Origin of the sequence: Paenibacillus validus NBRC 15382, from assembly GCF_004000985.1 — a bacterium.
GTDB lineage: Bacteria > Bacillota > Bacilli > Paenibacillales > NBRC-103111 > Paenibacillus_G > Paenibacillus_G validus.
Map to the genome: position 1 here is coordinate 54,783 of NZ_BIMH01000028.1, position 13,014 is coordinate 67,796.

Below are 13,014 nucleotides of genomic sequence, written 5' to 3' on the forward strand. Positions count from 1 at the left end.
AATCTTGCCATTATTATAACATACTCGTTTCAGATCAAAATTACAGGCCTCGCATACCAGTTTGTCCACCCACTCACAAAAATCAAGCTATGCTCAAATCGCGTTACTTCTTATTCCCATAAAGTTCAAAAACGAATCTTCCCCAGCTCCTCCCGGAAAGCCGGTTTTCGCGGAAATTTGGTTAACAATTTTTGTGTGACGGTGAACGCTTCTTTCCGCCCGCCAACCTGTTGAAGCATTCGAATGATCCGGCAAACATCGGCATAATCTCGACTGTCTCTGGATTGATCCGCCCGGAATTCGATATATGCCACGAAAAGCGCCTTCACCTCCTCCGGGTAATGCGGAAGCAATTGCTCATAGAACGATTCAATTCGGTAAGGTGCCTTGCGGACATGTTCCAAAAGCCGTGCGAACATCTCCTCTTCCACCAGAATTTGGGTATACGTATGTTCTCCCCTCGGGCTCTGCTCTAATTGATCTAACATATCTTGCAAATACAAAGTCCATTCTCCCTCATCGGAAAATGTATCCTTCACAGAGCGATAATACGCATACTCTCCGTTCACAATCAGCTCCATCCCGAGTTTCCGCTGCTGTTCGACTTGTCCTGTGCGATGGTATGCCTCATACCGATATTTCTTCCAGCGATAGACGAGCCCCGGCAGCCCCTGATCTTGAGCTTCCCCGGCCTCCGCCAATCGGATCGCTTCCTCGGTATCGCCTTGCTCAAGCGCCGCTCGAATCGCAATCTCCCGAATTTCCGGGAAATGCAGATGTTTATACAAATAAGCTTTCGCCTGTTCTTCACCTGAACGTTCCAAAATTTGACCATATCGGAGCACAGTTACCCGCTCGTCTGTGTACTCCCGCGACCAATTGCTTCCGGACGTATGACCCAGGAGCGAATCCGCCGCATCATCCCATTGATGTTGCATCTGTTCCGACTCGATCAGCGCGCCCGCCGCCTCGAGGAGCGCGAGCTGCCAATCCGACCACCCGTCGTAATAAGGCTGGTGTGTCTCCTCCAACAACTGGCGGAAAATCTTCAAGCGTTCTTCCGCCGGAATATGATGGTGATCCTGAACCAGCTTGAAGATCGATTCCAGACAGCTTTCGATCACGATCCCGACTCCACCGTCCGAATCGTCGGCGGACTGCAATAATTCAATCATCTCTTCGATGATGCAAAACAGAATCGCCAGCCCGTGCAACCATTCCTCTTCATCGAAGGCGGAGAGAGCCTTTTCAGCGACGATCTCCGCACCTTCCACCGCGCGGCTTACGTTCCGCCAAGACACAAAGCCATGATCATCCGAATATGTGTCAATGTAGGATCGAATCAACCGTCGGCAGGCGTCCAACTCCTGATCCGCGCCCCTTTTCGACAAATGAATTCTAATGCGCTCTTCCGCGGTATATGAATCCGATGCAATCGAGAGCAGCAATTCGATTAATTTCTCCTTGCTCTCTGCTTCCAACAGTTGCCGGAGAGAAGGCTCCGGTGAAGATGCCCCGTCTGCTTCTCTATTCTTAAGCTCGAGGAATACGGCGACTTGATGCTTGCATACCGGCCCGAAATCGTACGGACAATCGCATTCCGATTCCATTATGTTGTTCTCGTTGTCTAGCCTTACATAAACCTCATAATCCTCGTACCCGCGCACAACCGCAGTGTACTTTTCATCGGCAATGGACTTCAAGGAAATTACCCGTCCTTCGGACGCGTATTCCTTCCCTCTGTGTACAACTGCAGGATCTATGTATCTGGAAAAATCGGATAAATTCAAGAGGACCACCCCCTTTGGATGCTTCTTTCCATCTTGGAATTCCAATAGTCGATGAACACCTGATAAGATCGCTCAGTGGTGAAGAAGAAAATATGTTGATCTGCCGCAGCGTCGACATGTTCATCTTTTAGAAATGGTGACAGCGACACAGGTCGTATATCGGTTACCGATTGGAAAATAATCCTGCTCATTTGTTGCTTTTATGCTTAAGGATGTATGTTTTAGCCAAGTGGTTTAGATGGCCAACAGCAATTGAATTGGGATCACTCGGGTCATGCTTCTTCTGCATGGCACGTTCAAATTCATCAATCATCTTTGCAAAATCGCATACATTCTGCTCAAGACCAAATAAGCGTTTCATGTCTCGATAGTGTCGAAAAAAGACTGCTTTAGCTTGATCACTGGGATAACCTAATTGTTGAAGTTCCGAAATGACCGCTTGAGCATACAGCTTAATCATCGTCTGTCTTGAAGAACGTTTCACCGGTATCCCCTGCCCAAACATTTCTTTATTACTCGAGAATCAACTTCACTTCAATGGATTCCAACCAATCAGAAACACGTTTGCGATTCTGCTCTTCAACAAACTGGTAATACCGCTCTAACTGCTCGCTGTCGGAAGATAACGCATCCTTGAATCTTCGGAATATTTTCTTGCCGCCGCTCAATATGTGCATCAAAGTGGATTGCAGCTTTTTATCTTCAACCGTTTCCGCAAAATCAACCATGTCGGTATATCCTTCATCCGACTCCCGTTTCGGTAACCGAAAATAAATTTCATTAAAGCCTTCTTCAATGACCTCGCTTAATTCTTCGTCCTCTTCATCCCGGTCAAACGTTCGCAACGTGACAACATCTCCAGTTTCGATATTCAGGAAGGACTCTATTCCTTCTACGTACATGTCGTATGCATCCACAATCTCCTGAAACTGCTGCTTGGTCAATTTCAATTCTTTCATATGGCCTCCTTTTACCCTCTCTTTCATAATTGATCCGACGCGTTGTTCCGCCTCATATTCCTCCCACGTGATTCCATACGGGAAGCCGCCATCCGTACATCCGGCGATAAAATAGAAATTCTCGTCTTGCTCCAACAGCCCCGCGGACTCCGATTTGTGATCGGTCCGCTTCTTATTCTTCCCGCCGCGCATAAAGCCCCTCACCTAAATCCATCTTATTTGAGCGTGCAGTTCTGCCAAATTGTCATGAAAACCCCAGCCGATCCCTTCTGTTTTCGAAACCACGGCTTCGAGGCGCTCCTCGAATTCGTCGAACAACTCGGCTGTTTTATCTTCATTTACTTGATTAATGATATCGGCATACATGGACGCCATGCTGTAGTAGAAGCGTTCATCGATATCCCCATAGCTTAGGGTGAAGTCAACTCCATTTTCGACGTAAATCAGCTTGAGTTCCAGACTGTACTTGACGCTTCCGGTCAATCTTTCGAATTCCGAGATCGCTTTTTTCGCTTCCTGAAGCCTTAGCTTGCCGAAACCACGTTCAGGGAAAAACTCTTGTTCAACCTTTTTGCGATACTCATGAAACAGGGACTCTACCGCTTCATCGCCCAGAATTCGAATAGCAAGAAACTTCTCCATATCTTTGCTGGCGCCATAACAAGCTTTTACCAAATCGATGAGCTGGTCGTTACTTAGTTGTTTCAGATGCTTATTCAGAACGGATTTCGTAAGCTTCACAGGCTTTTTGCTCTCCGAGAGCCTAACAAGTGATTTGGGAATAAGCTTGTCCTTTTGCTTTTGAAGCTCCACGTTCACTTCTTCGCAGGAAAAATGTTCAGGGTCGTAACCTTCGCGAACCCAGCCAATAAAATGATCCCGCTCCGGATGATTGGGAGTAAGCAGTACTTCCAGCATATGCTGATGCCCCCAAACGCCTCCCACATCTTCCTGCGGACAGCCGCGGGCACCATCTAGACACAAGGGTGCCGGGTCGGATGTCGATGCGTCGATTTTGATCAACGTAACCGTGTGCTGCCAATCATCTCCAAAATCATACACGTATGTAAATACGGTGTTTTCCTCGTGAACATGCTTCTGAACGATTTCCCTCCGTGCATTCAGCACCTCGCGGTCTTCTATATGCTCGAATGTCGGATCGGGCAGACCGATCACCTTTTCTTTCACATGAAACTCGTATAAATGGTAATTTTCCCATCCCATGACCACTTGGATGATTTTGTGAAGCTGATGAAACGTCACGTTTGGATGAAATTGAAATTCCCGCCAAATCTTCGGGGCAATCCCACCCAGTTCAATTCTGCAAGTATAAATCATTATCGTCAGCTCTCCCTTTAGGATATTCCTTGCATATAAACAAACCCATTGTATCCTCGACGGAGTTACAATGGGTAGGCTATTTAGATTCATTCCCATTCTTCTTCGCGCATCCTTTTGATTTCATCAGTCAAATGCGCAGCTTGTTCCGGAGTTAAAACTCCAGCCGATTCAAGGATATCGTCAATGCTGCATTCATCCTCAGACATTTGTCGGTCCAACTTATTTGGCAGGGGCATAGCCAACTGTTCTCCTCCCAATTATAAATCTGAGCAATCATTTTCATTTCTCTCCGGGAAACAAAACAGGAACATTCTAAACTTCATTCTCCTGCTGTTCAAAAGAAATCCTAGACCTCTTCACAATGATACGCGACAGTCCCGCATAGGTCTGTCTTCCTCAGTATAAGCTTTGCCTATAATGGGATTGGTGAGTATAGCTTCTGTTTCAAGAATGAATAATTAATATGAAATCATACGTTTTCTCGGGAGAAAATCACTCGCTGCGAAACTGGGAGAGCTTACTGCCGGAGACCATAAAACTACGCGGTTCATGATCGAAAGTCCTCGGGAGATAAGGATTTCAGTAACTCCGATGTGCTCAAGGCTTTGCCAAGCTTGAATTCCTTCCTGCTTTGTTCAATCATGACCTTCAATTCCGGATTAGACTCAACGTCAGCTTGAATGGACCGCTGCTCTTCCTCTTGCAAGACGAGAGTGAACTTTCCCTTTCCTGGAATATGAAAGTGGTACACGGAGTTGTCGCGGCTCATATTCGATATGTTCTCCATCAACTCTTCCGGTGAATTGACCTTTTCCATTCGATGTCACCCCATGTCATAAGCTTTTCCGCTCTTTTATCACCAGTATAACATAAACCGCCCCGAATCCTGTAGAAGCAGAAAACCGGTCCCCACGGACCGGCATATCGCCCATGTAGCTCGTCCACCCTTACTTCGCAAACCGCGCCGTTAGCTGAAATTGCTGAAGATCTGAAGAAAAGTAAAAAGGCCTACCCTGTAAGAATAGACCTAGAAGTTAAGATTTATATACATCACCACGAGAGCCAATTTTAATTACTTGGATAAGTAACTTATCATTCTCAACTGAATAAATAATTCGATAAGAACCCACTCGTAATCGATATTCGTCCATTGTTCCTTGCATCCTTTTGATATCGAGCTCTGGATGATAAGGGTCTTCACAGAGAATTTGTAGATGTTGAGTAATTCGAATACGATTCGTCCTATCTAATTTTTGTAAATACTTAAGAGCATCTTTATAGAACTCAATTGAGTAAGTCATCGATAACATCCTTAAGTTTAATACTCTCGCCACGTCTAAAGGATTCTTTAGCTTTTTTAATTGCTTCAATATCATCTTGAGTAGTTGGCTCATCATCCCAAGGGATATGACGATACTCTTTATTTGTGACTAATTTTTCCAAGAAATCAGCAGCGATTGGAAGGGCTTCTTCAGGTAATTGTTGAATTAATTTGTTCAAATGATCTTTTGAAACTGCCATTCGATCAACCCCTATCTAGAAAGGCTAAATTAATTTTATTATAACACGTACTTAATGAAATTTCATAAAGATCGTACGGGCTATTTCAAGGTAGTCAGCAACATCAGCTAACACCGTATTCACGCTTCGGGCCATACGGCCCTTGGTCTGCCCGAGGCATTTCGGGGGAGAAGATTCATGCAGACAACCCTGCGAACCTAACCGCGTCGCGGCCGGCAGCTACGCTGCCTTAAGGTTCTCGGATTCGTGAATACAAGAACGTTACCTGAACCCCTCGTCAAAGATGAGTGGTCTGGTTTTCCTCCATAACAAAAAGTCAGAAAGTTAATGTCCATTGTTTTCTTCTTTAATCCAATTCCACAATACTTTCCTGTTCCAAGCGTATCCTTCGATCAAGCATCGTTTGCAGCACCTGCCTCCAATGGGTCAGTCGGGTATCCTTTAGAGCCTCCTCAAGCTTTCCGGCATATTCATCGCTGATTGACGCCGCTGAGGACTCGTAACGAAGAAGCGTCTCCGCATCCATTAGCATGGGCCTCAGATTAGAAAAGAATTTCTTCCGCAGGTATTCAAAAATCCGGATTCCTCCCAGATCAATATCACCCCAATGATACACTTCAATGTTCTTTTCCGATGCCGAGGCCAAATGCTCTGCCAGTCTACACAAAAAGGATTGCAATGACCGATGGGGAAATCCCCCGGTATATAGAACAAGCTCTGTGTCGCGGAGCTCGGAAGCGTGTTCGAGCCACAGATGATAAGTCGCCAAGTTTTCAATTGTTACTATCCGAGTGGCAACTGTTTGCACTTGATACATTTCTTCCACCGTTTTATCCGATAAGCCAACCCCACCGGCAAACACTCCAATATCAACCTTACGACTGTCGGTAGTACGGAATGAAAGAGGCCCGCTTACCAGCACAATTTGTGGATTTTTGGCCACCCCGAGGAAATCAAGCCATTCTTCCTCGGTTTCACGCTCCTCTCCTGATGCCTGCTTGGCGAGCGAAAGCAACCTTCGTTGAACGTTTCTTTCCATGTGCTTGGAGTCCTTGAACAGCTTCTGGCTAAGTAATCTTATTGGAACGGCTCGCTCGAGCCTAGGAAGCTCCAGCAATACACAAACAAGATCCTTATACCCCTCTGGATCGTCCACCTCCAGGTGGGCAGTTTTACCTTCGGCTAGCGATACATCGGCTTGTTCAGACCACACCCTGACCCATTCCCAAGGATGGCGGGATAAGGGAGTAAGGATGTGCCGCAAGCGTTCCAGCTTGTCCCGCTTCGGCATCCGCCCCGCAACGCGATAAGCCGTCTTCAACTCACTCCATCGCAGATAGATTCTTTCCAACTGCTCGCCGGTGCGAAACCGGGCCCAATTGAGTTCAACAAGTCCGAGCCGCTCCAACTCGGAAGCTGCTTCGTTGATCCAAATTCGTTTACGGAAATCCATTTCGTCTGTATAATCTTGCCAGAATGGACTTTTGTTAAGAGATAGCTGCGGCCTTTGCTTGGAAGGCTGCCCGGTTACAAAAGACTGGCTTAACTCGTATTTGTCCAACAGGAGGTTTAGCAGCTGAGAGACAAATTTGGATTTATATGGCGTTTCATGAATCTCCAAGCAGATCACCCCTTACCATAAAATCTAGAATAAAAAGCCTTGACCGTTTCCTTCATCCGCATCATCGGCTGAGGGGGATTTCCCGTTGTCAACGTTCGATAAATTCGATGCGGCAGCCGCCTCAGCCTCATATTCCGCTATTTCCACGGCTCCCGCTCTCGCCATCTCGTCTTCCGCCCCGTTGTCCCATTTGTCAATCATGTCTACATAACACTGGTAGTTATGCTTGCTGACGAACAGCGTGGTGGACACCTCAGGAGCCATATGCTGCATCTTCTCATCGGGAACGGCGGCAATCAGCTGCAGACCCATTTGCTTAATCAACCGCAGACTGGATTGAATCCGCTGCTCGTCCATTTTATTGAACGCTTCATCGAAAATGACAAGCCGCGTGCTTTTTCCGGAATATAAGTGGTGGAAGGAAGCCAATATCGCAATATAGAACGGTGTCTGCGTCTCGCCTCCCGATTTCTCCTTCAGCACTTGCGAGAAGCGGTATTTGCCGTTGCCGGATGTTACGATAATATCGAAATCCAGGTATTGCCGATAGTCCGAGAACTCTTCCAATTGTCCGGCCTCCCCTTTGACCAGAAGATCGAACAACTCATGCAGAACCTCTGTACGATCATTGTCCGGTAATTCGAACAACGAGCCCTTTTCCAAAAGCATGGGATCCATCACGGCATCATAGAAGCGCTTGTAACGTTCACTAGGGGAAACCTCAAAATGATACTTGTCGTCGGAAAAAGGAAAATGCCTCAGCGCATAGTTCAGCTCGTGAAACTCCCTACGGGCCATCTCGATCGCTTCCCTTAACCGAAAAATAAAGTGGGACTTGAACTCCTCTTCCGATTCTTTCAAAGCCGCCGCAACTTTATCCTGATATTCCGGAATATTCAGGTGTTCGATCGTTTCAAGCAGCCGATCGTAATCCTCGTTCGTGACCTTCTGGATGTCGGCGATAAAATTTTGATCGATATTATATTTTTGCCGCATTAATTGCAGCTTGTTGAACTGGCTGTCGCGCAGTGTCTGCTGACCCTTCCAGCTGCCTTCCCAATTTTGGATTTTCTGCCAAGTGGAGGCGGACGAATTGCATGCTTCTTCGTATCTTTGCATCGCTCCCGCTTCCCGCTCGCTGCCGTGCTCATTGATCCAATTCCGCCATGCGGCTTCGTACTCTTGCACCTTAATCCGAAGCAAGTGCAGCTTTCCTTCCGCTTCGGACTTTTTCGATTCGGTTTCCGTTTGCTTTTGGAGTAAGGATCCCCATTTTTGTTGCCACTTCTGTTCATCCTTCTTCCACTGCTCATACTCCGCCTGCAGCCGCTCCGCTTCGCTGAAATCGAGACCATTCAGTTCCTCTGTCTTCTGCAATAGCATTTCCGAGCATTCGTGGATATGCCGCATCAGGCCAAGATGGTCGGCAAGCTTGGTACAGCCCGTTTCCTTCAATTTGCCGATCCATTCGGAAAGGTGTTCACCCCAAGCATACAGCATGCGCCGTTCGTCCTGGGCAGACACCAGCTCGGAGCGGCGGATTTCCAACTGGCGGGCGATCGCTTTGGCGCCTATGAACGGAACCTCGTATTGCTCCTTGCGCATCTGCCGGGCTACCAGGTTGTTGTAAACCATGCATGATTGGGTCACCGCTGTACGATGGTGTCGCAGTTCCTGCTCGTTTGCAGCCTTCATCACCTTGCCCAGCAAATGCTCGACGTGCGCCTGGATTACGGGATGCTCCGCCTGCAGCTCGAGTGCCAGGGAACCGGTTACGGCCGTTCCCAAATACCGCTTCTCCTTCTCCGTATCGACGAGACCGACGCCTTCCAGCCGATAGGTTCGCTTCTCCCTTTCATAAATAGACAATGCCTCTGCGAAACATTCCGGTTCAACCAACAGATCGAAGCGCTGGGTGTTCAAATACCCTTCCACCGCATTACGCCAAAGCTCTTCCTTGAGCTCCATGTGCTCGCAAAACACCCAAACCGCCGAGCGGCCCCGCAGCCGTTCCTCCAAGATGCCCTTCAACTGGCGCACCGGTTCGGCATAGCTGCGCTTCTGCTGCTCCAGATCACGAATGATCGTTCTTAACTCTTCGATTCGAGCGTCCGTTTCACCCAGCTTTTCCTGCAACTGGTTATGTTGAACGAGCATCCTGTCACGCCACGCCGTTAGACCTTCTCCAATCTCAGCCAGATCCCGTGTCCACTCTTCTTCCTCATGGACTTCAATGATTCCGCAACGTGCCACAGCGTCAAGACGCGCCAGGCTCTCCTGATAACTGCGAAGCGTCTCCCTCTCTCCAGGCTTCCATGTCCAGTACGGATTGTCCGGCCAATCGTACAAGTTCGCCAATAGCTGAAGCTCCCGTTCAATTTGTCTCCGATACGTGAGCAAGAGCCTCTCTCCCTCGCTCTGTTGAGCGGTGAGCCGGGCAATGTCCTCGTGCAGCTCTTTCTTGCGCTTCTCCGCAGCATGGTTCTGCCAGCGCTGGTAAGCATCCTGCTGCTTGTCCCGGGCTTCCGCCTGCAACCGGGCGGCAAGGTCAATATCATCCGCAAGCTGTCGCAGCTCTTCTTCCAGCCGGACATTGTCCCGTTCGGTCTGCTCCAGATTCTCACTCTCGTAATCCGCTTTCAAGCGCCGGATCACATAATCCTGCTCAATGGCAGTCTCCTTGTATTTGGCATACTGGGCATAACACTCACGTATGGATTGCAGGTGCAGCTTCTTCTCCTGAAGATGCTCCAGCTCCTGGCGATACCGTTCGTGGATCTCGAAATTTTGCCGCATCAAATCCAACTGCAGCTCTTTTCGGTCGAGTATATAATCGTAGACAAAAGCACGGATATTCTGGATCGGCTTGAACGAGAGCGCTTTGGTGAATATTGTGAAAAACCGATCATGAAGCTGTCCCATCCGGGCGAGTAAGGCTTTCTGATAGTTGGTCTTGTTCCTTTCAAACAAAGCCTTTTTTCCGGAGAGCCCGCTGACCCTGACGCTTTCCCCACCGTAGCGCTTGCGGAATTCGTCTCGATTGAGCAGCTGGCCGTTGGATTTGACAAACTGCAAATCATCCAACCGCCGATCTGACAAAATGAAATACTCTTCTTCCCCGGTCGTGCTTCCTCGGTATACATCAATCGCTACCCCGACAACGAACCATTCCTTACGGTCCTCGTCCCGGAATTCAGCTGCAATATAAGTCGTAAAATCGCCGTCCCTCAAAAAGGAGCGCTCGTCGCTGCCGATTTTTCCCCTAAGATAATTGATAAAGCTGCGTTTGGCGTCATCGTGTGCAGCCGCATTGAACTTGATCATTCGATGATCAGCAACGAAAAGCACCTGCAGCGCGTCAATAATCGTCGATTTTCCCGCGGCGTTCTGTCCAGTGATCAACGTCTGTTTTCCGAATTCCAGCTCCTCGTCCTTGAAATAATGCCAGTTAATCAGACGCAGCCGCTTCATCCATTTCATCCAGCAATCCTCCCTCCGCGTTCGTCAGGTACAATTCTAGCTTATCAAGCAACGACTGCATCTCATCCGTCTGAATCATATAGATCCAAGTATGGAACAGCTTGAACCGGGCATCATCGGAACGAATGTCGGAATCCAGCGGTTCAATCAATTGGGCCTGTACGCACAATCTAACCAGCCTGTCCAATGCGGTACGGTTTACCCATTCCAGCCGGAACGTCTCGTACTTGCTGCGAATTTCATAAAGGGTAATCATAGGATAATCCGCCAGCGATAGGCCTTGCCTCTTCTCCTCATAAAGTAAGCGCAGCACCAGTAGCCATAGTGTCTGTTCCCGGTCAAGCCTACGGCGAAGACGGCCATCGGGAATATGCAGATAGACGCATTCATGCCGCTCGTCCACGACAAGTTCCCAACCAAGGAATCGATAATAGCCCTCCAACGCGGTACGGTAGCGACGAATTGTCGCATACAACTCCCGGTCCTTGTCTTTGATCAGAAGGTTAACCTCCATGAGTCGCTGGATTACTTCTTTGACCTTCGATTGTTCAGAGTCGCTCAAATCTTGAAACATCATGAATCGTTATCCTCCCCGCTCTTTACGGACAATGTCGTGATTGTGGAATCGATATCTTCCGACACTAACCGTCTGCCGCTTGCCTTGCCGGTCCAAGCTGAAACGCGAGCCACCATCCGAGCCATACAAATAAACATACCCCAGCATAAGAAATTCCTCGGCACTACTTGGAGCGAGCTCGATCAGTTCCATGCGCTTTCGGTCACCAAGCCGGGTCATGACGTAATCATCCACTTTTTTACGGGTAATGGCCTTGCGCATTTTCTCTACGTTCCTCTGTCGCAGCTCCTCCATCACGTGTGCCGGAATCGGAACCGTAACATGGGTCTCCGGCTGATGAGCCATCCTTCGGCGGCGCGGCGGCAGGAGTGACTGCTCTGACCATCCGCGAACCTGATTAATCGCGAACAGCGAGTATTCCGCATCCTGCTTTTGCTGGCCGAGCAACTCCAGCAGACGTGTCAACCGGCGGTCCAATCCTTCATGCTGCTGACTCAAATATCTGGCCCGGTCGTAGGAAGAACGAAGATACTGGTTATGCCGCACATCAATCTGATAGAAAATCTCTTCCAGCCCGACAAAGGTTTCTTCAATGAAGAATAAAGCTTCCTTGACGGCATATTCCGCTTGTTCAACCGTTTCATACAGCTCGCTCTTGACGCCGTCCATTGCAGCTTCCTGCAGCAAACCCCGATCTAGGAGCCACTTCTGAACCGTATGAAGGATTTGAAAACGATAGCGCGCCACATGATCCGACGTTTTGAGCCGGTGATAGCTTTTATCTACAATTTGCGATTTATAGGTTTCAAAATGATGGTCCAGCACTTCGCGAATCGAAGTTTTTTGAACAACTGTCTCCATGTGATGCTTCATATTATTGTATAACCCAATCAATTCATGGCGAAATTGCCTTGTTACCTGTGCCGCCTCCATTACGGCGAAACAAGGGCGCATTTTGGCCTCCTCGCCGGTAAGAAGCTGATAAGTTACAAAAGCAAACCGTTGATATTCGACCGTCCGTGCTTCGCATAATTCCTGAAACACCGCAATCAGCCGGCTGGCATAATGGGGAAGTACAATATAAGCTTCGAACTGGCTGCGGGTTTCCACATCAATCCACTTCGCCCGTTCCAGCCGTCGCAGCAATGCATTGGCCTGAGCTCTGGAGACATCCTCTAACGTAAGCTGATCCTCTCTTCCAGCTCCAACCGGCTCATCCTCATCGGCAGAAATGACCATACCCGTTTCTTGTTGAGTCTCCAGCAGCTCCTGCAGCAGATCCCGCATGACTTCATAGCGAATGCCGAACCGCTCCCTTTGCGAATGCTCGTATAAAAGCAGCAGTGCTTCCGCATATATCTTCCGATTGGAACCCGTCAGAAGATGAAATAATCCTTCCGGTACTACATCAAACAAGTTCATCATACCGCGCGCATACCCTTTCGGAGAAAAATGTCGATACTTTATTATACTAGATTTGGAAGATATGAAGTATGGTAGAATACGGCATTCCCTTCAATCTTAATGGCAAGCTCCATTGGTATACGGAATACTTGCCGTACAAGGCTCTCAAGTATCGGTATTAACTCCAGAAGAAGCAGAAAACCGGCCCCCTCGGACCGGCTGATTCAGGCTCCATATAGCTCGGCCCACCTCACCTCACAAACCGCCCGCTGCACACAAACCGCGCCGTTTCCTGACGTCGGTTCGTGTTCACAACGTGTT

12 protein-coding genes are annotated in these 13,014 nt (G+C 48.4%); all 12 read right to left on the minus strand.

The window, feature by feature from the left end; genetic code table 11:
• Positions 1-125: 125 nt before the first annotated feature.
• The 12 genes from PVA01S_RS17390 to PVA01S_RS17440 all read right to left on the minus strand — a co-directional run bounded on the left by PVA01S_RS17390 (position 126) and on the right by PVA01S_RS17440 (position 12,714).
• The gene (locus PVA01S_RS17390; protein WP_127608667.1) at positions 126-1,790 is read right to left on the minus strand and encodes an SWIM zinc finger family protein; all 1,665 of its coding nucleotides are present in this window, start codon (positions 1,788-1,790) and stop codon (positions 126-128) included.
• Between the two features lie 187 nt (positions 1,791-1,977).
• Positions 1,978-2,274, minus strand: coding sequence for a nucleotide exchange factor GrpE (locus PVA01S_RS17395; protein WP_127608668.1), 297 nt, complete (start codon positions 2,272-2,274; stop codon positions 1,978-1,980).
• Between the two features lie 28 nt (positions 2,275-2,302).
• Positions 2,303-2,941, minus strand: coding sequence for a UPF0158 family protein (locus tag PVA01S_RS17400; protein WP_127608669.1), 639 nt, complete (start codon positions 2,939-2,941; stop codon positions 2,303-2,305).
• Between the two features lie 12 nt (positions 2,942-2,953).
• Positions 2,954-4,087, minus strand: a complete 1,134-nt coding sequence (locus tag PVA01S_RS17405; RefSeq protein WP_127608670.1) for a DUF6155 family protein — start codon at positions 4,085-4,087, stop codon at positions 2,954-2,956.
• 89 nt (positions 4,088-4,176) lie between these two features.
• Entirely contained in the window at positions 4,177-4,332 is a 156-nt protein-coding gene (locus PVA01S_RS26730; RefSeq protein ID WP_157462203.1) for a hypothetical protein, read from the minus strand.
• A gap of 305 nt (positions 4,333-4,637) precedes the next feature.
• Positions 4,638-4,907: a hypothetical protein gene (locus PVA01S_RS17410; RefSeq protein WP_074730222.1), complete on the minus strand. Its 270-nt coding sequence runs from the start codon at positions 4,905-4,907 to the stop codon at positions 4,638-4,640.
• Between the two features lie 217 nt (positions 4,908-5,124).
• The gene (locus PVA01S_RS17415; RefSeq protein ID WP_023554895.1) at positions 5,125-5,391 is read right to left on the minus strand and encodes a type II toxin-antitoxin system RelE family toxin; all 267 of its coding nucleotides are present in this window, start codon (positions 5,389-5,391) and stop codon (positions 5,125-5,127) included.
• A complete protein-coding gene (locus PVA01S_RS17420) occupies positions 5,375-5,611 on the minus strand; it encodes a hypothetical protein (protein WP_023554896.1) in 237 nt (78 codons plus the stop codon). Before PVA01S_RS17420 ends, PVA01S_RS17415 begins: the two co-directional genes overlap by 17 nt.
• A 346-nt stretch (positions 5,612-5,957) precedes the next feature.
• Positions 5,958-7,232 (minus strand): Wadjet anti-phage system protein JetD domain-containing protein, encoded by a 1,275-nt coding sequence (locus PVA01S_RS17425; RefSeq protein ID WP_028407040.1) that lies wholly within the window; start codon positions 7,230-7,232, stop codon positions 5,958-5,960.
• Between the two features lie 24 nt (positions 7,233-7,256).
• Entirely contained in the window at positions 7,257-10,712 is a 3,456-nt protein-coding gene (locus PVA01S_RS17430) for an ATP-binding protein (RefSeq protein WP_127608671.1), read from the minus strand.
• Positions 10,681-11,289, minus strand: coding sequence for a DUF4194 domain-containing protein (locus PVA01S_RS17435; protein WP_023554899.1), 609 nt, complete (start codon positions 11,287-11,289; stop codon positions 10,681-10,683). Before PVA01S_RS17435 ends, PVA01S_RS17430 begins: the two co-directional genes overlap by 32 nt.
• A gap of 6 nt (positions 11,290-11,295) precedes the next feature.
• Positions 11,296-12,714: a Wadjet anti-phage system protein JetA family protein gene (locus PVA01S_RS17440; protein ID WP_023554900.1), complete on the minus strand. Its 1,419-nt coding sequence runs from the start codon at positions 12,712-12,714 to the stop codon at positions 11,296-11,298.
• Between the last annotated feature and the right edge of the window lie 300 nt (positions 12,715-13,014).